This window comes from Comamonas sp. FG99 (assembly GCF_057808605.1).
The window spans coordinates 1-17808 of sequence record NZ_JBMDII010000011.1 but is presented as its reverse complement, the minus strand read 5'-3'; the positions used below and the strand labels follow the sequence as shown (position 1 = coordinate 17808).

General features: G+C 67.4%; 18 protein-coding genes. 9 read left to right on the top strand and 9 right to left on the bottom strand.

Annotated elements, in window-relative coordinates; translation table 11 throughout:
- The first annotated feature begins 114 nt into the window (after positions 1 to 114).
- Entirely contained in the window at positions 115 to 702 is a 588-nt protein-coding gene (locus tag ACODRX_RS09360; RefSeq protein ID WP_488871155.1) for a tripartite tricarboxylate transporter TctB family protein, read from the top strand.
- Positions 702 to 2216, top strand: coding sequence for a tripartite tricarboxylate transporter permease (locus ACODRX_RS09355; protein WP_488871154.1), 1515 nt, complete (start codon positions 702 to 704; stop codon positions 2214 to 2216). The genes ACODRX_RS09360 and ACODRX_RS09355 overlap by 1 nt, the downstream gene beginning before the upstream one ends.
- Before the next feature lie 186 nt (positions 2217 to 2402).
- Here the strand turns inward: ACODRX_RS09355 and ACODRX_RS09350 are convergent, their stop codons facing one another.
- Both ACODRX_RS09350 and ACODRX_RS09345 read right to left on the bottom strand, forming a co-directional pair.
- Positions 2403 to 2693 (bottom strand): BrnA antitoxin family protein, encoded by a 291-nt coding sequence (locus ACODRX_RS09350; protein ID WP_488871153.1) that lies wholly within the window; start codon positions 2691 to 2693, stop codon positions 2403 to 2405.
- 1 nt (position 2694) lies between these two features.
- Complete coding sequence (locus ACODRX_RS09345) at positions 2695 to 2982, bottom strand: BrnT family toxin (protein WP_488871152.1); 288 nt, start codon at positions 2980 to 2982, stop codon at positions 2695 to 2697.
- 146 nt (positions 2983 to 3128) lie between these two features.
- On the opposite strand from ACODRX_RS09345, the gene ACODRX_RS09340 reads away from it, so the two are divergent.
- Positions 3129 to 5603 (top strand): heavy metal translocating P-type ATPase, encoded by a 2475-nt coding sequence (locus tag ACODRX_RS09340; protein WP_488871151.1) that lies wholly within the window; start codon positions 3129 to 3131, stop codon positions 5601 to 5603.
- A gap of 9 nt (positions 5604 to 5612) precedes the next feature.
- On the opposite strand, the gene ACODRX_RS09335 is transcribed toward ACODRX_RS09340, so the two are convergent.
- Genes ACODRX_RS09335 through ACODRX_RS09320 form a run of 4 tightly spaced genes read right to left on the bottom strand, consistent with a single transcriptional unit; the run spans position 5613 to position 8323 of the window.
- Positions 5613 to 6596, bottom strand: coding sequence for a tripartite tricarboxylate transporter substrate binding protein (locus ACODRX_RS09335; RefSeq protein ID WP_488871150.1), 984 nt, complete (start codon positions 6594 to 6596; stop codon positions 5613 to 5615).
- A 28-nt stretch (positions 6597 to 6624) separates the two neighbouring features.
- On the bottom strand, positions 6625 to 7188 hold the full coding sequence (locus ACODRX_RS09330; protein WP_488871149.1) for a VOC family protein: 564 nt from the start codon (positions 7186 to 7188) through the stop codon (positions 6625 to 6627).
- 19 nt (positions 7189 to 7207) lie between these two features.
- Entirely contained in the window at positions 7208 to 7540 is a 333-nt protein-coding gene (locus ACODRX_RS09325) for an NIPSNAP family protein (protein WP_488871148.1), read from the bottom strand.
- Between the two features lie 27 nt (positions 7541 to 7567).
- Positions 7568 to 8323, bottom strand: a complete 756-nt coding sequence (locus tag ACODRX_RS09320; protein ID WP_488871147.1) for an SDR family NAD(P)-dependent oxidoreductase — start codon at positions 8321 to 8323, stop codon at positions 7568 to 7570.
- A 110-nt stretch (positions 8324 to 8433) separates the two neighbouring features.
- On the opposite strand from ACODRX_RS09320, the gene ACODRX_RS09315 reads away from it, so the two are divergent.
- The 6 genes from ACODRX_RS09315 (at position 8434) to ACODRX_RS09290 (ending at position 13872) form a co-directional block, all read left to right on the top strand.
- The gene (locus ACODRX_RS09315; RefSeq protein ID WP_488871146.1) at positions 8434 to 9213 is read left to right on the top strand and encodes an IclR family transcriptional regulator; all 780 of its coding nucleotides are present in this window, start codon (positions 8434 to 8436) and stop codon (positions 9211 to 9213) included.
- Between the two features lie 240 nt (positions 9214 to 9453).
- A complete protein-coding gene (locus tag ACODRX_RS09310) occupies positions 9454 to 10854 on the top strand; it encodes an amino acid permease (protein WP_488871144.1) in 1401 nt (466 codons plus the stop codon).
- A 23-nt stretch (positions 10855 to 10877) separates the two neighbouring features.
- Positions 10878 to 11978 carry a 4-hydroxyphenylpyruvate dioxygenase gene (gene hppD, locus ACODRX_RS09305; protein ID WP_488871143.1) on the top strand — a complete coding sequence of 367 codons (1101 nt, stop codon included), beginning with the start codon at positions 10878 to 10880 and terminating at the stop codon, positions 11976 to 11978.
- Positions 11979 to 11990: 12 nt separating this feature from the next.
- Positions 11991 to 12299: a 4a-hydroxytetrahydrobiopterin dehydratase gene (locus tag ACODRX_RS09300; RefSeq protein ID WP_488871142.1), complete on the top strand. Its 309-nt coding sequence runs from the start codon at positions 11991 to 11993 to the stop codon at positions 12297 to 12299.
- Positions 12300 to 12304: 5 nt separating this feature from the next.
- Positions 12305 to 13183 carry a phenylalanine 4-monooxygenase gene (gene phhA, locus ACODRX_RS09295; protein ID WP_488871141.1) on the top strand — a complete coding sequence of 293 codons (879 nt, stop codon included), beginning with the start codon at positions 12305 to 12307 and terminating at the stop codon, positions 13181 to 13183.
- Positions 13180 to 13872, top strand: a complete 693-nt coding sequence (locus tag ACODRX_RS09290) for an SDR family NAD(P)-dependent oxidoreductase (RefSeq protein WP_488871139.1) — start codon at positions 13180 to 13182, stop codon at positions 13870 to 13872. The genes phhA and ACODRX_RS09290 overlap by 4 nt, the downstream gene beginning before the upstream one ends.
- 26 nt (positions 13873 to 13898) lie before the next feature.
- Here ACODRX_RS09290 and ACODRX_RS09285 read toward each other — a convergent pair whose 3' ends face one another.
- The 3 genes from ACODRX_RS09285 to ggt all read right to left on the bottom strand — a co-directional run.
- Positions 13899 to 14537 (bottom strand): TetR/AcrR family transcriptional regulator, encoded by a 639-nt coding sequence (locus ACODRX_RS09285; RefSeq protein WP_488871137.1) that lies wholly within the window; start codon positions 14535 to 14537, stop codon positions 13899 to 13901.
- 159 nt (positions 14538 to 14696) lie between these two features.
- Positions 14697 to 15980 (bottom strand): O-acetylhomoserine aminocarboxypropyltransferase/cysteine synthase family protein, encoded by a 1284-nt coding sequence (locus ACODRX_RS09280; protein WP_488871136.1) that lies wholly within the window; start codon positions 15978 to 15980, stop codon positions 14697 to 14699.
- A gap of 154 nt (positions 15981 to 16134) precedes the next feature.
- The coding region (ggt, locus tag ACODRX_RS09275; protein ID WP_488871134.1) for a gamma-glutamyltransferase at positions 16135 to 17808 on the bottom strand (1674 nt) is incomplete at its 5' end.

Below are 17808 nucleotides of genomic sequence, written 5' to 3'. Positions count from 1 at the left end.
CGGCCCCCGCATGCCGCCTGCGGCATGCGGATTGCTCCTGAATGCAGAGCTGCTTGCGCTTTAGCCATAAGCGCAGGCGGCTTTTTTTGACCACAGAGAAATACCTGAGGCCATATGTCCGAACTACCTTCCTCCTCCTTGGGCGCTGCGGTATCCTCGCCGCTGCCCGATGCTGCGCCTGACTTCGAGCATGCGCACCAGCCGCGCACCTCGATGCAACTGCTTGTGGGCATTGCGGTGCTCGTCACCGCCGGCCTGCTGTCGTGGGGTGCGCTGCACATCCCGTCGCAGGCGGGCTACAGCGGCGTGGGCCCCGACTTCCTGCCCTGGCTCGCCGCCAGCGTGCTCGGCCTGTGCGGCGTCTGGCTGTGCTGGGAGGCGCTGAGCGGCGGCTTTCGCCATCTCGATGCGCCCGACGGCGCCCAGCACGGCGACTGGGGCGCGCTCGCCTGGGTGTGCGCCGGCCTGCTGATGAACGCGGCGCTGATCACCACGCTGGGCTTCATCCTGAGCTGCACCCTGTGCTATGCGCTGGCTACGCAGGGCCTGCGCCGCGCCACGGGCCAGTCCGAGGTGGGCAGCTTCAAGACCATTGGCAAGGACGTGCTCACCGGCGCCTTGATCTCCGCGCCGGTGTTCTGGGCCTTCACGCAATTCCTGGCGATCAACCTGCCGGGGCTGACGGAAACGGGGTGGCTGTGATGGATATCTTCAACGCACTGATCCAGGGCTTCATCACCGCGGCCACGCCGGTCAATCTGCTGTGGGCGCTGGTGGGCTGCGCGCTTGGCACCGCCGTGGGCGTGCTGCCGGGCATCGGCCCCGCGGTGGCGGTGGCCATGCTGCTGCCGATTACCGCCAAGGTGGAAGTCACCGCCTCGATGATCTTCTTTGCCGGCATCTACTACGGCGCCATGTACGGTGGCTCGACCACCTCGATCCTGCTGAACACGCCGGGCGAGACGGCGAGCATGGTGACCGCCATGGAGGGCAACAAGATGGCCAAGAGCGGCCGCGCCGGCGCGGCGCTCGCCACCTCGGCCATCGGCTCCTTCGTGGCCGGCACCATCGCCACCGTGGTGGTGACGCTGTTCGCGCCCTATGTGGCGGACTTCGCGGTCAAGCTCGGGCCGCCCGAGTACTTCATGCTCATGGTGCTGGCCTTCACCACCGTGAGCGCGGTGCTGGGCAAGAGCAGCCTGCGCGGCATGACCGCGCTGTTCATCGGCCTGGCGCTGGGCTGCGTGGGCATGGACCAGATCACCGGCACGGCGCGCTATACCGCGGGCAAGCCCGAGCTGCTCGACGGCATCGACATCGTGCTCGTGGCCGTGGGCCTGTTCGCGGTGGCCGAGGTGCTGTACTTTGCGCTCTACGAAGGCAAGACGCGCGACACGCAAAACCGCATGGGCCGCGTGCACATGACCGCCCGCGACTGGAAGCGCTCGGTGCCCGCGTGGATACGCGGCACGGTGATCGGCACGCCCTTCGGCTGCATTCCGGCCGGCGGCACCGAGATCCCCACCTTCCTGAGCTATGCCACCGAGAAGAAGCTGGCCAAGGGCGCGGACAAGGCCGAGTTCGGCACCACCGGCGCCATCGAAGGCGTGGCCGGCCCCGAGGCCGCCAACAACGCCACGGTGACCGCCGCGCTGATCCCGCTGCTGACGCTGGGCATTCCCACCAGCAACACCACCGCGGTGCTGCTGGGCGCGTTCCAGAACTATGGCATCAACCCCGGCCCGCAGCTGTTCACCACCTCGGCCGCGCTGGTGTGGGCGCTGATCGCGTCGCTGTACATCGGCAACATCATGCTGCTGGTGCTGAACCTGCCCATGGTGGGCATGTGGGTCAAGTTGCTAAAGATACCCAAGCCGCAGCTGTACGCGGGCATTTTGATCTTCGCCACCGTGGGCGCCTACGGCATGCGCCAGAGCACGTTCGATCTGTTCCTGCTGCTGGCCATCGGCGTGCTGGGCGTGGTGATGCGGCGCTTCGACTTCCCGACCGCGCCGGTGGTGGTCGGCATGATCCTCGGCCCGCTGGCCGAGGCGCAGATGCGCAATGCGGTGGCGATCGGCGAGGGCAGCTGGAGCATCTTCTGGCAGCGGCCCATGTCGCTGGCGCTGATCGTCATCGTGCTGGCCGTGCTGATCGTGCCGCGCGTGCTCAAGCGCCGTGCGCAGCGCCTGGAGGCTGCGATCGAAGGCGCATGATGCTTTAAAAATGAGAGCTGCTGGCGCTTTCCAGGAAAAGGTTTCTATATGAAATATATTTGAAATCATTGAACTGTAAGCGATGACAGCTCCTGATTTTGAAAGGGAACGCCGCCTTCGTGCGGCGTTTTCTTTGCTGGGTTTGCCAAGCAGGCTGAATGTGGTTGGGCGCACGAATCCGGCAGCTCACGCCGGGCTATGCGTGCGCAGCCAGTCCTTGAGCGCATCGTTCATGCGCGTTTGCCAGCCCGGCCCGGCGGCGCGGAATGCTGCCAGCACCTCGGGGTCGAAGCGGATCGCCACTTGCTCCTTGTTGTTGCTGCCTGTGGGGCGGCCGCGCCTTTTGGTCGCGGCCACCATGCCTGCGCGCATTTCCTCCTTGGTCAGCGGGCGCTCGTCCTCATTCTTGCCGTCCCACACGAAATCAGTGCCAGCCGGGATGGCCTGCACGGCTGCGGCCACTTGCTTGCGCGTCATGTCATTCACTTTCAAGCCACTCATGGTAGACCTCGCGTTCATCGGCGCTGGCGCGGCGGAAGCTGATGATGCGCGCCATGCCTTCGCGCCCGGTATGCACCACCGTCAGCACGGCCAGCACATCGAGCACATAGGAAAACGATTGAATCCGCAACTCGCCGCCACGCTCCACTTCTACATCCAGGCGGTACTGGGAATCGAGAACCCATCGGGCATGGGCGAAATCCAGTCCGTGTTTGCGCCAGTTGTGTTTGCGCTTGGCCTCGCTCCAGATCAACCGAGCTTTCATTTGATTTATTGTAGATGCATAAATTCTGGGGTACAAGTGCCAATCGCGTCTGCTGGCATGGTCATCGCGGTGGGCCCGGCGCAGAGCCCTCATCGCTTGACTCTCTCACCATGGCAATGTTTAGAGTGCAGGGCATAGGAGTGAGCATGAACCAGACAGCTATGCAACTGCCGATCGAAGGCATGACTTGCGCCTCGTGCGTGGGGCGGGTTGAGCGGGCGCTGAAGGCGGTGCCCGGCGTGGCCGGCGCGGCGGTGAACCTGGCCACGCAGCGCGCCAGCCTGGAGCTGGCCGCCGGCAGCGATGCGCCCGCCGTGCTGCAGGGCGCGATAGGCGCGGTGCAGCGCGCGGGCTATGAGGTACCCGATGCCAGCATCACGCTGGCCGTCAAGGGCATGAGCTGCGCCTCGTGCGTGGGCCGGGTGGAGCGTGCGCTTAGGGCCGTGCCCGGCGTGCGCAGCGCCAGCGTCAACCTGGCCACCGAGCGCGCCACGGTGCAGGCGCATGGCGGCGTGGCGGCGGCGGCGCTGCTGGCCGCCGTGGCCAAGGCGGGCTACGAGGCGCAGCTCGCCGGCGCTGACGGCGGCCAGGCGCAGGCCGAGCGCCAGCGGCAGGAATTGGTGGCGTTGCGCCGCTCGATGGCCTGGGCCATGGCGCTGGCGCTGCCGGTGTTCGTGCTGGAGATGGGCGGGCATCTGGTGCCGGCCTTTCACCACTGGCTGGCGCAGTATCTGCCGCAGCAGCTCAACTGGTACCTGCAATGCGCGCTGGCCGCGGCCGTGCTGCTGGGGCCGGGCAGGCACTTTTATGCCAAGGGCATTCCTGCGCTGCTGCGCGCCGCGCCCGACATGAACTCGCTGGTCGCGGTGGGCACGCTGGCGGCGTTCAGCTATTCGCTGGTGGCCACCTGGGCGCCGGCGTGGCTGCCGGCCGGCACGGTGCATGTGTACTACGAGGCCTCGGTGGTCATCATCGCGCTGATCCTGCTGGGGCGCTATCTGGAGGCGCGTGCCAAGAGCCATACCTCGCAGGCCATCCAGCGGCTGGTGCAGATCCAGCCCACCACCGCGCGCGTGCAGCGCGGCGGCGAGGTGCTGGACATCGCCGTGGCCGAGGTGCTGGTGGGCGACGAGGTGCTGGTGCGGCCCGGCGAGCGCATTCCCGCCGACGGAGAGGTGAGCGAGGGCGACAGCTTCGTCGATGAATCCATGATCAGCGGCGAGCCGGTGCCGGTGCGCAAGACGGCGGGCGCCAGCGTGGTGGGCGGCACGGTCAACCAGGCCGGGGCGCTGCGCTTTCGGGCCACGCAGGTGGGCGCCGACACCGTGCTGGCGCAGATCATCCGCATGGTGGAGCAGGCCCAGGGCAGCAAGCTGCCGATACAGCGGCTGGTGGACCGCGTGACCATGTGGTTCGTGCCGGCGGTGATGCTGGTGGCGCTGGCCACCTTCGGGCTGTGGCTGTGGCTCGGGCCTTCGCCCGCGCTCAGCATGGCGCTGGTGAACGCGGTGGCGGTGCTGATCATTGCCTGCCCCTGCGCCATGGGGCTGGCCACGCCCACCTCGATCATGGTGGGCACCGGCCGCGCGGCGCAGCTGGGCGTGCTGCTGCGCAAGGGCGACGCGCTGCAGGCGCTGCAGGCTGCCCGCGTGGTGGCGGTGGACAAGACCGGCACGCTCACCAAGGGCCAGCCCGAGCTGACCGATCTGCTGGCGGCGCAGGGCTTCGAGCGGGCCGCGGTGCTGGCCGCGGTGGCGGCGGTCGAGGCGCAGTCCGAGCACCCCATTGCGCAGGCCCTGGTGCGTGCGGCAGAGCAGGAGCAACTGGCGCTGGGCACGGTGTCGGGTTTCGAGTCGCTCACCGGCCGCGGCGTGCGCGCCTTGGTGGATGGCGCCGAGGTGCATGTGGGCTCGGCCCGGCTGATGGGCGAGCTGGGCCTGGCCGCGCAGCTGGCGGGCTTTGCCGGCGATGCGGCGCGGCTGGGCGACGAAGGCAAGTCGCCGATGTACGTGGCCATGGCCGGCAGGTTCGCGGCCATGCTGGCGGTCTCCGACCCGATCAAGCCCAGCAGCCGCGATGCGATTGCCGCGCTGCATGCGCTGGGGCTGAAGGTGGCGATGGTCACCGGCGACAGCCGCCGCACCGGCGAGGCGATTGCGCGCCGGCTGGGCATAGACGAGGTGGTGGCCGAGGTGTTGCCCGAGGGCAAGGTGCAGGCCATCCAGCGCCTGCGCCGCGCGCATGGCCCGATCGCCTATGTGGGCGACGGCATCAACGACGCGCCGGCGCTGGCCGAGGCCGACGTGGGGCTGGCGATAGGCACCGGCACCGATGTGGCGATCGAGTCGGCCGACGTGGTGCTGATGGGCGGCGACATGCGCGGCGTGCCGCAGGCGGTGGCGCTGTCGCGCGCGGCCATGCGCAACATCCGCCAGAACCTGTTCTGGGCCTTTGCCTACAATGTGGCGCTGATTCCGGTGGCCGCCGGGCTGCTGTATCCGGTCAATGGAGCCCTGCTGTCGCCGGTGTTCGCCGCGGGCGCGATGGCCATGTCCAGCGTGTTCGTGCTGGGCAATGCGCTGCGGCTCAAGCGCTTTCAGCCGATGGCGCAGCAGCGGTAGCGACGGCGCTCAGCCCTGCAGCGGAATGCCGACTTGGCGGATGACGGCATGCCAGCGGGCGATTTCGCTCTCCACCATGGAGCGCAAGGCCGCCGGCGTGCTTGGCGCCGGCATGCTGCCAGCGCCAGCCAGGGTCTTTTGCACGCCCGCATCCTGGAGCGCGAGGTGGGTGGCTTCGGCCAGACGGTCGACGATGGGCGCCGGCGTGCCTGCCGGCGCCGCCAGGCCGAGCCAGGAACGCACCTCGAAGCCGGGCAGCGTGGCGGCTACCGGCGCAACCCCGGGCATCGTGGGCCAGGCGGCGGCGCTGGTCACCCCGAGCGCGCGCAGCCGGCCCGACTGGATGTGCGGCGCGGCCACGGTGATCGTGTCGATGAGCACGTCCACATCGCCGCCGATCACGGCCTGCACCGGCGCGCCGCCGCCGCGGTAGGGTACATGCAGCAATTGCACCTTGGCTGCGGAGCCGAGCAGCTCACCCACCATGTGCTGCGTGGAGCCCACGCCGACCGAGGTGAAGGTGAGCTTGCCGGGGTTGTGTTTCGCGGCCTCGATCAGCTCGGCCAGCGTCTTGGCGGGATGCTCGGCGCGCACGGCCACCACGAAGGGGAAGGCGGATACGCCGGAGATGAAGGCGAAGTCCTTCACCGGATCGTAGGGCAGCTTCTGGCGCAGTGCGGCGGATACGGTGTGCGCCCCGGTCAGCATGACGAGGCTGTAGCCGTCGGGCGCGGCCTTGGCGACGGTATTGCTGGCGATGGTGCCGCCTGCACCGCTCTTGATGTCCACGACCACCGGCTGTTTCAGCGCCTCGGCCATTTTCTGGCCGATCAGGCGGGCCACCACGTCGGCATTGCCGCCTGCGCCAAAGCCGTGGATCAGCTGGATGGGGCGGCTTGGATAGGCCTCCTCTGCCCGGCTTGCCCGCGGCAGCGCCAGGGCGGCGGCTGTGCCCATCAAGGCCTGGCGGCGTGTGATGTGGTGACGGTGCATGGTCTTGTCTCCTGGATGGTGTTGGTGTTCACTGCATGCCTGGTGCGCGCGCATACCCGGTCTTGGCGCCGTAGAGCTTCTCGCGCTGCGACCAGTCGTGGGATGCATTCCACAGCGCGAGCACCTGCGGGGCTTCGGCCTCGAAGATCCGGTAGCGCGATGCATCGCAGGTGCGCGTGGTCAGCTCCAGCCGGTGGCCGGAAGGGTCGAAGAAATAGATCGAGGTGATGAAGTCGTCATGGTTGGTCGGGCCTACCACGGACAGGCCCTTGGCCTGCAGCTCGGCCTTGGCCCGCAGCAGCGTGTCCATGTCGGCGACCTCGAAGGCGAAGTGCTGTATCCAGCCCGGCGTGTGGGGGTCGCGCCCCGAGGGCTCGCCGGCATCGAGTGGGCACTCGAAGAATGCGATATTGCTGCCGTCCTCCATCTCGAAGAAGATATGGATGTGCGGGCTGTACCTGCCGGTGGAAGGCACATGGTCCTCGCCCATGGCGTGTGAGAACTTGAGCCCCAGCACCTCGGTGTAGAACTTGACGGTGGCCGCCGCGTCCTGGCAGCGAAAGGCGGCATGGTGAAGCTTTTTGCAGAGCATGGATGGACTCCTGGTGTGTTCAGTCTCTGGCCGGCTGCCATTGCGGTGTGAAGAAGCGGGCGGGCAGCAGGTACCTCGATTCCTGGCTTTGCAGCAGCGGCAGCATCCGGGCGACATAGGCCTGCCAGCCGGGGTGGGCGGCGAGCCGCGCGCGGCGTTCGGCGCGCTCGTTGAGATCGGCGTAGGCCCAGAGGTGGACGATCTGGTTGAGCGGGCCGCTCTCGGTGGTGTAGTAGCCCACCATGCGGCCCAGGATGCGCTGCTGGATGTGCAGGCCCTCGGCTTCGTAGAGCGCCAGGTAGTCGCGCCATTTGCCGGGGTGGGCCGTGTAGGTGCGCTGCTCGACGATCATGGCCGGCCTCCGGGGGGGGCGTGGCGGTCACAGGCTGTGCCCTCCGTCGATGACGACGCGTGTGCCGGTGGCGGTGCGCAGCAGTGCCACGCAGGCCAGCACGCTGTCGGCCACATCCTGCGGTGTCACCACGCGGCCCAGCGGTGTCTGGGCGGCCTTCTTCTCGACTTCCTCCCGGCTGCGGCCGGCAACGAAACCGGTGTCCACCGATGCGGGCGAGACGCAGAGAAAACGCACCGGGCCGAAGGCGCGCGCCAGCGACAGGGTGAGTGTGTCAAGCGCCGCCTTGGCCGCGCAGTAGGCCATGTTGCTGCCATTGCCGGTGAACGCGGATACCGAGGAAACGTTCACCACGACCGCGTCCGTGCTGGCGCGCAGCAGCGTCATGAGCGCATGGGTGATGGCATAGCTGCCGCCGGCGTTGGACAGCAGGATGCGGTTGAACAGCTCAGGCGTGAGCGTAGCCAGGTCCGCATGCGCGATGCGCTGCGTATGGCCCGCGGAGTTCACCAGGATGTCCAGCCTGCCGAAGCGCTCGCGCAGCCACTGCGCGGCTGCGGCATGGGTGCAGGGATCGTCCAGCGTGAGCTGCAGCACATGGTGCTCGCCCGGCAGCGAGTCGCGCAGCGCCAGGGCGCGTTCCTGGCCGGTGTGGTAGCCGATCACCACCGTCGCGCCGGCCTGCGCGAGCACGCGCACGGTGGCCGCGCCTATGCCATTGCTGCCGCCGGTGACAAGGGCGATCTTGCCCGCCAGGCGGGCTGGGGTCTGTACGTGGGTCATGGAGTCTGGCTCGCTTGGCATGTCCGATAGTTGGATGGGATGAGAGATGGTGTATAGGAATTGTTTTGTAATCACTGCCTGTGTGTCTCAGTGATGTCCGATAAATGAACATGAAAACCACTTCCGATGCCGGCTCGCTCAAGCGCGGCGTGGTGCTGCTCAAGCTCCTGGCCACGGCCGGGGCGAGGGGCTGTCCGCTGAGCGAACTGGCGCAGCAATCGGGCATGCCGCATTCCTCGGCGCACCGCATCCTCAAGCAGCTGATTGCCGAGCGGCTGGCGCAGCAGCATGGCGAGACGCAGCGCTACAAGCTGGGCGCGCTGGCGTTCGAGCTGGGCATTGCCGGATCGACGATGCATGACATCCGGGACCTGTGCGAGCCGGCCATGGCCGCGCTGGAGCGGGACACCGAGGACACGGTCTACCTGGTCATCCGCAGCGGCTTCGATGCCGTGTGCATGCACCGGATCGAGGGCTCGTTCCCGATCCGTACCCTGGTGCTCGAGGTGGGCAGCCGCCGGCCGCTGGGCGTGGGCGCCGGCGGCCTCGCGGTGCTGGCGGCCATCGAGGCCGGGGAGCGCGCCGAAATCATCGCGCGTGTCGCCCCGGCCCTGCCGGCATTCGGCCGCTTGAGCGAACAGGCCCTGGCCGAAGCCTGCCTGCGCACCGCGCAGCAGGGTGTTGCCGTCATCGAGAACAAGGTGAGCCTGGGGGTCACGGCGGTGGGGGCGCATTTTTGCGACAGCATGGGCCAGCCGATAGGCGCGGTCAGTGTGGCGGCCTTGTCGCAGCGCATGACCGCTGCGCGGGTGGAAGGCATTGCCCAGCGCGTGCGGCTGGCCGCGCAGCAGCTCACGCAGAGCCTGCGGGCGCGCACCCCGGCGCGCTGAGCCCGGCCGCCGATCCCGCCATGGCCACTGGTTTTTCCCGCCCGCTTGCGTTCCGGGCTGGCGGCGCCAGGCCGCCTGTGCTATTGGGGAATATCCCTAATAAATAAACAATAAACGTATATTGCAACATGAATCTGCGGCGCATAAACTTGCCGCCCATTGCAACCCAGTCCATGCACAGGCCGGTGCCCACAAGGCCAGGCCGGAACATACCTACAGATATCCAAGGAGCACATTCCCATGCACGGCAGTTCCTCTTCCGGCCACCTGGAGCGCAAGCTCAAGAGCCGCCACATCCAGCTGATCGCCCTGGGCGGCACGATCGGCACCGGGCTTTTTCTCGGCTCGGCCGGCACCATCGAGCTGGCCGGCCCCGCCGTGCTGCTGGACTATGCGCTGTGCGGGCTGGTGATCTTTCTGATCATGCGCTTCCTGGGCGAGATGCTGGTGGAGGAGCCCACGGCCGGCTCGTTCAGCCATTTCGCCAACCGCTACGTGGGGCGCTTCGCCGGCTTCCTGTCGGGCTGGAACTGCGTGGCCCTGTACGTGCTGGTGGGCATGCTGGAGCTGACGGCCGCGGGCAAGTTCATCCAGTTCTGGTGGCCCGGCATTCCCACCTGGGTGACGGCGGCGGTGTTCTTCGTGCTGATCAACGGCGTGAACTTCATCAACGTCAAGGCCTATGGCGAGTTCGAGTTCTGGTTCGCGCTGATCAAGATCGTGGCCGTGGTGGGCATGATCGCCACCGGCATCTACCTGCTGGCCACCGGCAGCAACCCGCAGCAAAGCGTGAGCAATCTGTGGAAGCACGGCGGCTTCCTGCCCAATGGCTTCTCGGGCCTGCTGATGGCTTTCGCGCTCATCATGGTGGCCTTCGGCGGGGTCGAGATGCTGGGCTTTGCCGCCGCCGAGACCGAGGAGCCGCGCCGCGTGATTCCCAAGGCGATCAACCAGCTGATCTTGCGCGTGCTGGTGTTCTACGTGGGCTCGATGGCGGTGCTGATGTCGCTCACGCCCTGGACCGAGCTGGTCGCCCAGCTCAAGGCCGGCGGCGACACCTACAGCAGCAGCCCCTTCGTGCTGGTGTTCTCGGGCCTGGGCGCCAACCTGGCGGCCAACCTGCTGAACTTCGTGATCCTCACCGCCACGCTGTCGGTCTACAACAGCATGGTCTACAGCAACAGTCGCCTGCTGTACGGCATGGCGCAGCAGGGCAATGCGCCCAAGTCACTGATGCAGGTCAACAGCCGCGGCGTGCCGGTGCGCGCCATCGTCTATCCGGCCATCATCACCGCGCTGTGCGTGGTGCTGAACTATGTGGCGCCGGCCAGCGTGCTGGAGATCCTGATGTCGCTGATCGTCGCGGCGCTGGTCATCACCTGGACCATCATCGTCATCGCCCACCTGCGTTTTCGCAAGGCGCACGTGGCGCGCGGCACCAGGCTGGGTTTCCTGGCGCCGCTGTTTCCGCTGTCCAACTACCTGTGCCTGGTGGCGATGGCGCTGGTGGTGGGCGTGATGCTGCTGACCCCTTCGGTGCGCTCTTCGGCGCTCGCCATCCCGGTGTGGATAGTGCTAGTCTACGTAGCCTATCGCGCCATTGTTCGTCCGTCGTCCGCGCTGGTTCGGGCGTCTGCTTAAACCTGTTTTCTGGAGAATGAATCATGGCTGACCTGTTTGACAATCCCATGGGCCTGATGGGCTTCGAGTTCGTGGAATTCGCCTCGCCCACGCACGGCGTGCTGGAGCCCCTGTTCGAGAAGATGGGCTTCACGCTGGTGGCCAAGCACCGCTCCAAGGACGTGGTGCTGTACCGCCAGGGCGGCATCAACTTCATCATCAACCGCGAGCCCAAGAGCCAGGCCGGCTACTTCGCCGCCGAGCACGGCCCCTGCGCCTGCGGCCTGGCCTTCCGCGTGAAGGACGCGCACAAGGCCTACAACCTGGCGCTGTCGCTGGGCGCGCAGCCCATCGAGATCCCCACCGGCCCGATGGAGCTGCGCCTGCCGGCCATCAAGGGCATCGGCGGCGCGCCGCTGTACCTGATCGACCGCTTCGAGGAAGGCAAGTCCATCTACGACATCGACTTCGAATACCTCGAAGGCGTGGACCGCAACCCGGTGGGCCACGGCTTCCAGGTGGTCGACCACCTGACGCACAACGTCTACCGCGGCCGCATGGCCTACTGGGCCGACTTCTACAACAAGCTGTTCAACTTCCAGGAAATCCGGTACTTCGACATCAAGGGCGAATACACCGGCCTGACCTCCAAAGCCATGACCGCGCCCGACGGCCTGATCCGCATCCCCCTGAACGAGGAAGCACGCCAGGGCGGTGGCCAGATCGAGGAATTCCTGATGCAGTTCAACGGCGAGGGCATCCAGCACATCGCGCTGCTGTGCGAAGACCTGCCCACCGCCATCGACCAGCTGCAGATGGCCGGCATTCCGCTGCTGACCGCGCCCAACGACATCTACTACGCCAACCTCGACAAGCGCCTGCCGGGCCACGGCCAGGCGGTGGGCGAGCTGCAATCGCGCGGCATCCTGCTGGACGGCACCACCGAAGGCGGCCGCCCGCGCCTGCTGCTGCAGATCTTCTCCGAGCCGCTGCTGGGCCCCGTGTTCTTCGAGTTCATCGAGCGCAAGGGCAACTACCGCGAAGGCTTCGGCGAAGGCAACTTCAAGGCCTTGTTCGAATCGATGGAGCGCGACCAGATCAGCCGCGGCGTGCTCAAGGTCGACGAAGAAGGCCAAACTGCCTGAGAGGAACCCACGATGAAGCTCTCCGACCAGCAACTGCAGCCGCTGCTCGCGCAGCTGCCCGCATGGCGCTTCGCCGCCGAGCGCGGCGGCATCATCGTGCGCGAATACCGCTTCCATGACTTCGCTCAGGCCATGGGTTTCATGGCCCAGGTGGCGGTCATCGCCGAAAAGCGCAATCATCACCCCGAGTGGTTCAACGTCTACAACAAGGTGACGGTGACGCTGACCACCCACGACGTGGACGGCCTGTCGATGAACGACATCGAGCTGGCACGCACTATGGACCAGGTGGCCGAGGCACTGGCCACGCAGCAAAGGTGAGCGATATGTCATCCGCCAAGCACGGCCTGGCCGGCGGCCAGGCGCCCGAGCGGCCCGACTGGACCATCGACCAGGGCTGGGCCAACTACAGCGCCGAGGAGCACGCGGTGTGGAAGACGCTGTTCGAGCGCCAAAGCCGCCTGCTGCCCGGGCGCGCCTGCGACGAGTTCCTGGCCGGCATGCAGCACCTGCCCATCGGCCCCGAGCAGATCCCCAACTTCGAGCAGCTGTCCGAGATCCTGATGAAGCGCACCGGCTGGCAGGTGGTGGCCGTGCCCGGCCTGGTGCCCGACGACGTGTTCTTCGAGCACCTGGCCAACCGCCGCTTTCCGGCCGGCCAGTTCATCCGCAAGCCGCACGAGCTCGATTACCTGGAAGAGCCCGACGTGTTCCACGACGTGTTCGGCCATGTGCCCATGCTGCTGAACCCGGTGATCGCCGAGTTCATCCAGGCCTATGGCCAGGGCGGGCTGCGCGCCAAGAAGCTGGGCGTGCTGGAGAAGCTGGCGCGCGTGTACTGGTACACGGTCGAGTTCGGCCTGGTGCGCCAGCCCGAGGGCCTGCGCATCTACGGCGCGGGCATCGTCTCGTCGGCCACCGAGACCGTGTTCTCAGTCGAGGATGCCTCGCCCAACCGCATAGCCTTCGAGCTGGAGCGGGTGATGCGCACCCGCTACCGCATCGACGACTTCCAGGAAAGCTATTTCGTGCTCGACAAGCTCGACGACCTGCTGGCGCTGGCGCAGATCGACTTCGACCCCTGCTACGCGCGGGTCAAGGCCGCCGGCGACCACGAGCCGGGCGACGTGCTGGCCGGCGACACCGTGCTGCACCGGGGCACCGGTAGCTACCACAAGCAAAAACGCAAGCAGGCAGTGGCATGAAGAATAGCGCAACGCAAACCGTGATGATCACCGGCGCCGCCGGCCACCTGGGCCGGGCCGTGGCCGCCGCCTTCCAGGCGCAAGGCGCGCGCCTGGTACTGCTCGACCGCGACGCCGGCGCGCTGAACAAGGCCTTTGGCCACCTGGCCGGCGCCACATTGCTGGCCGCCGACCTGCTGGAGCGCGAGGCGCTGGCCAAGACCGTGCGCGGCGCCGGCCGCATCGATGTGCTATGCCATCTGGCCGGGGGCTTTCGCATGGGCGAGCCGGTGCACGCCACGGCGCCCGCCACCTGGGACTTCCTGATGGACCTGAACGCCCGCAGCCTGCTGAACGTGGCGGCGGCGGTCGTGCCGCAGCTGGTGGCGCAGGGCGGCGGCAAGGTGGTGACGGTGGGGGCCGGCGCGGCGCGCCAGGGCGGCGCCAACATGGGCGCCTACGCGGCCTCCAAGAGCGCGCTGATCCGGCTGACCGAATCCATGTCGGCCGAGCTGCGCGACCAGGGCATCAACGTCAACTGCGTGCTGCCGTCCATCATCGACACGCCGGACAACCGCGCCGGCATGCCCGATGCCGACTTTGCCCGCTGGGTCGCGCCCGAGGCGCTGGCCGAGGTGATCGCCTTCCTGGCGTCGGACGCGGCGCGCGCCGTGCACGGCGCGGCCATCCCGGTCACCGGGCGGGTCTGAGCTCCTGGCCGTGCCTGCCCTGACAATCAGCCGCGCCCCGCCTGCACGATCATCTGCGCCACCACCGCCAGCTGCTGGCGCGTGGCCTCGGGGTCGAGCTTGAACAGGCCCAGCACCGACAGGCCGCGCAGCGCCGCCAGGATCACCGCCGCAAAGTTCTCGGGCTGCGGGTGGCTGCGGGCGATCTCGGGAAAGGTGTCGACGAAGTGCGCGAAATACATCGGGTCGTGCTGGGCCCGGTGCTCGTCGATGCGCTCCAGCAGCGCCGGTGTGGTCTTGCAGCCGAAGAACATGCCCCAGGCCGCCACGTAGCTGGGTGTGCCGTACACCCGCTCCCACGCGGCCTGCACGAAGATTTGCGCGCGGCTCTCCAGCGGCTCGCCCTTGATGTCGCCTTCGTCCACCCAGCCCAGCTCGCCCAGTGGCGCCATCACCTCGTCGACCAGGCGCTCCATCAGCGCGTTGCGGGTGCCGAACTGGTGCTGCACCGCGCCGAGCGTCACGTCGGCGCCGCGGGCGATTTCCTGCAGGTTGGTCTGCTGGTAGCCCACCTCCTGCAGCAGTTTGAGTGCAGAGGCGATGATCTTGCGCTGTGTCTCCTGGCTGCGCTCCGCCTGCGTGCGCCGCTTGATCGGCTTGGCTGCGCCGGGCGGTTGGATGTCCATCGTCGTCTCCTTACATTTTTGATTTAACGGATGATGCAGCGTGCATCCTACACTGGATGGGCGGCGTTGTTGGCACTTTGGCGACTGCTATCAAAACAAAAGCTGCCTGCGCTTGCTGTACAAGCGCAGGCAGCCATTTTGGCTAAGAAATGCGGGGTGCTAGACCTGGTCCAGCGCCTGGTTCAGGTCGGCCAGCAGGTCGTCGATATGCTCGATGCCCACCGACAGGCGCACCATGCCTTCGCTGACGCCGGCCTTGGCGAGTTCGGCGGCGTCGAGCTGGCGGTGCGTGGTCGAGGCCGGGTGCGTGGCCAGCGACTTGGCGTCACCGATGTTCACCAGGCGGGTGAAGAGCTGCAGCGCATCGAGGAAGCGCGCGCCAGCCGCGCGCGGATCGCTGTCGCTGGATTTGAGGCTGAACGACAGGATGCCCGAGGCCTTGCCGCCGCTTTGGCGCTGCACCAGCGCATGGTCGGGATGATCGGGCAGGCCGGCGTAGCGCACCCATTCGACCTTGGCGTGCTTCTGCAGGGTCTCGGCGATTTTCTGGGTGTTGTCGCAGATGCGGTCCATGCGCAGCGCGAGCGTCTCTATGCCCTGCAGGATCAGGAAGGCGCTGTGCGGCGCCAGGGCGGCGCCGGTATTGCGCAGCGGCACCACGCGCACGCGGCCGATGTAGGCGGCCGGGCCCAGGGCCTCGGTGTAGACCACGCCGTGGTAGCTCACGTCGGGCTCGTTCAGGCGCTTGAAGCGCGCTTTGTGCTGGCCCCAAGGGAACTTGCCGCTGTCCACCACCGCGCCGCCCACGCTGTTGCCGTGGCCGCCCAGGTACTTGGTGAGCGAGTGCACGACGATGTCGGCGCCATGCTCGATGGGGCGCAGCAGGTAGGGGCTGGGCACGGTGTTGTCCACGATCAGCGGCACGCCGTGCTCGTGCGCCACCTTGGCCAGCGCGGCGATGTCGGTCACGTTGCCCAGCGGGTTGCCGATGGATTCGATGAAGATGGCCTTGGTCTTCTCGTCGATGTGCTGTGCGAAGCTGGCCGGCTCGCGCGGATCGGCGAAGCGCACGGTGATGCCCTGCTGCGGGAAGGTGTGGGCGAACAGGTTGTAGGTGCCGCCGTAGAGCGTGCTGGCCGAGACGATGTTGTCGCCGGCCTCGGCGATCGCCTGGATGGCGTAGGTGACGGCCGCCATGCCCGAGGCCACGGCCACGGCGGCAATGCCGCCCTCCAGCGCCGCGACGCGCTTTTCGAGCACGTCGGTCGTGGGGTTCATGATGCGCGTGTAGATGTTGCCGGGCACCTTCAGGTCGAACAGGTCGGCGCCGTGCTGGGCGTTGTCGAAGGCGTAGGCCACGGTCTGGTAGATGGGCACGGCCGCCGCCTTGGTGGTGGGGTCGGGCGAATAGCCGGCGTGGACGGCCAGGGTTTCGATGCGCATGGAAGCGGGCTCCTTGGTGTTGTCGTAAAGATGCAGCCGCCTTTGTAGCAGCTTTTCGGCCACGTATCCAAACAATCAATCGGCCTATGCTTATGACAAAAAAAGAAGGAACGCCGCCAGGCGTTCCTTCCGGTCTGGCCCGAGCGGGCGTGGCTCAGTAGCCCAGCGTCTTGCCGTCGGGGTTGCGCGGGTCCGAGTAGCCCCAGAACTCGCCGTTGCGCACCTGGATGGTCTGGGTGCGGCCCATCGAGGGCTTGACCACCACGTTCTCGCCGCGCTGCTTGAGCAGGTTGATGGTGTCCACTGAGAAGCCTTTTTCCACGCGCAGCTCGTCCGGCGTCCACTGCTGGTGGAAGCGCAGCGCGGCGGTGGCTTCGGCGGGGTTCATGCCGAAGTCGATGCTGTTGGAGATGACTTGCAGCACGGTGGTGATGATGCGCGCGCCGCCGGGGCTGCCGGTCACCAGCCAGGGCTTGCCGTCCTTGAGCACGAAGGTGGGCGTCATCGAGGACAGCGGGCGCTTGCCGGCCTCGATGGCGTTGGCATCGCCGCCGACCAGGCCGTAGGCGTTGGGCACGCCGGGCTTGGCCGAGAAGTCGTCCATCTGGTTGTTGAGCATGATGCCCGTGCCCTTGGCCACGATGCCGCTGCCGAAGTTGGTGTTGAGCGTGTAGGTCACGGCGACGATGTTGCCGGCCTTGTCCATCACCGAGTAGTGGGTGGTCTGGTCGCTCTCGTAGGGCTGGGGCTTGCCGGGCTTGACGTCCTTGGCGGGCAGGGTGCGCTCGTCGCTGATGCGCCGGGCCAGCTCGGCCGCGTACTGTTTGGACAGCAGGCCCTTGACCGGCACCTTCACGAAGTCGGTGTCGCCCAGGTATTCGGAGCGGTCGGCGTAGGCCAGCTTCATCGCCTCGGCCATGTGGTGCACGCTGCGGGCGCTGTTGTGGCCCCACTGGTTGAGCGGCCACTGCTCCATCATGTTGAGGATCTGCACCACGTGGATGCCGCCGGACGAGGGCGGCGGCATGGTCACGATCTGGTAGCCGCGGTAGCTGCCGCGCACCGGCTCGCGCTCGACCACCTTGTAGGCGGCCAGGTCCTGCAGCGTGATGGGGCCCTGGTGCGTGGCCATCTCGGCGGCGATCTTCTTGGCGATCGGGCCCTGGTAGAAGGCCTTGGCGCCACCCTGCGCGATCAGGCGCATGGAGTTGGCGAGGTCTTTCTGCACCAGGCGGTCGTCGCGCTTGAGCGGCGCGCCGTTCTTCCAGAAGATGGCCTTGGTGGCATCCCACTTGCCCATGTTCTGCTGTTCCTGCTTGAGGATGGTGGCCAGGGTTTCGCTCACCGGGTAGCCCTTGTCGGCCAGCGCGATGGCCGGCGCCATCACGCGCGACAGCGGCATGGTGCCCCACCGCTTGAGCGCATGGTCCATGCCGGCCACGGTGCCGGGCACGCCGACCGCGAAGTGGGTGTGCAGCGACTTGTCGTCGATCACATTGCCCTTGGCGTCGAGGTACATGTTGCGCGATGCGGCGCGGGGCGCCATCTCGCGGAAGTCGAGCGCGATGTCCTTGCCGGTCTTGGCTTCGTGCACCATCATGAAGCCGCCGCCGCCGATGTTGCCGGCATTGGGCAGGGTGACGGCAAGCGCAAAGCCCATGGCGACGGCCGCGTCCACCGCGTTGCCGCCGGCCTTCAGGATGTCGAGGCCGGCCTTGGAGGCGAGTTCCTGCTCGCTCGCCACCATGCCCTGGGTGGCGATGACGGGGTGGAACACGTCCATGTCGAAGTCGTAGGCCGCGGCGGCGGCCAGCGTGGCGGCGCTGGC

Coding starts and splice junctions, on each gene's coding strand:
- ACODRX_RS09330 (WP_488871149.1), bottom strand. CDS start 7,188: ATGCTCTGCAAAAAGCTTCACCATGCCGCCTTTCGCTGCCAGGACGCG.
- hppD (WP_488871143.1), top strand. CDS start 10,878: ATGGCTGACCTGTTTGACAATCCCATGGGCCTGATGGGCTTCGAGTTC.
- ACODRX_RS09350 (WP_488871153.1), bottom strand. CDS start 2,693: ATGACGCGCAAGCAAGTGGCCGCAGCCGTGCAGGCCATCCCGGCTGGC.
- ACODRX_RS09340 (WP_488871151.1), top strand. CDS start 3,129: ATGAACCAGACAGCTATGCAACTGCCGATCGAAGGCATGACTTGCGCC.
- ACODRX_RS09320 (WP_488871147.1), bottom strand. CDS start 8,323: ATGACCCACGTACAGACCCCAGCCCGCCTGGCGGGCAAGATCGCCCTT.
- ACODRX_RS09315 (WP_488871146.1), top strand. CDS start 8,434: ATGAAAACCACTTCCGATGCCGGCTCGCTCAAGCGCGGCGTGGTGCTG.
- ACODRX_RS09310 (WP_488871144.1), top strand. CDS start 9,454: ATGCACGGCAGTTCCTCTTCCGGCCACCTGGAGCGCAAGCTCAAGAGC.
- ACODRX_RS09285 (WP_488871137.1), bottom strand. CDS start 14,537: ATGGACATCCAACCGCCCGGCGCAGCCAAGCCGATCAAGCGGCGCACG.
- ACODRX_RS09345 (WP_488871152.1), bottom strand. CDS start 2,982: ATGAAAGCTCGGTTGATCTGGAGCGAGGCCAAGCGCAAACACAACTGG.
- ACODRX_RS09325 (WP_488871148.1), bottom strand. CDS start 7,540: ATGATCGTCGAGCAGCGCACCTACACGGCCCACCCCGGCAAATGGCGC.
- ACODRX_RS09360 (WP_488871155.1), top strand. CDS start 115: ATGTCCGAACTACCTTCCTCCTCCTTGGGCGCTGCGGTATCCTCGCCG.
- ACODRX_RS09335 (WP_488871150.1), bottom strand. CDS start 6,596: ATGCACCGTCACCACATCACACGCCGCCAGGCCTTGATGGGCACAGCC.
- phhA (WP_488871141.1), top strand. CDS start 12,305: ATGTCATCCGCCAAGCACGGCCTGGCCGGCGGCCAGGCGCCCGAGCGG.
- ACODRX_RS09355 (WP_488871154.1), top strand. CDS start 702: ATGGATATCTTCAACGCACTGATCCAGGGCTTCATCACCGCGGCCACG.
- ACODRX_RS09280 (WP_488871136.1), bottom strand. CDS start 15,980: ATGCGCATCGAAACCCTGGCCGTCCACGCCGGCTATTCGCCCGACCCC.
- ACODRX_RS09290 (WP_488871139.1), top strand. CDS start 13,180: ATGAAGAATAGCGCAACGCAAACCGTGATGATCACCGGCGCCGCCGGC.
- ACODRX_RS09300 (WP_488871142.1), top strand. CDS start 11,991: ATGAAGCTCTCCGACCAGCAACTGCAGCCGCTGCTCGCGCAGCTGCCC.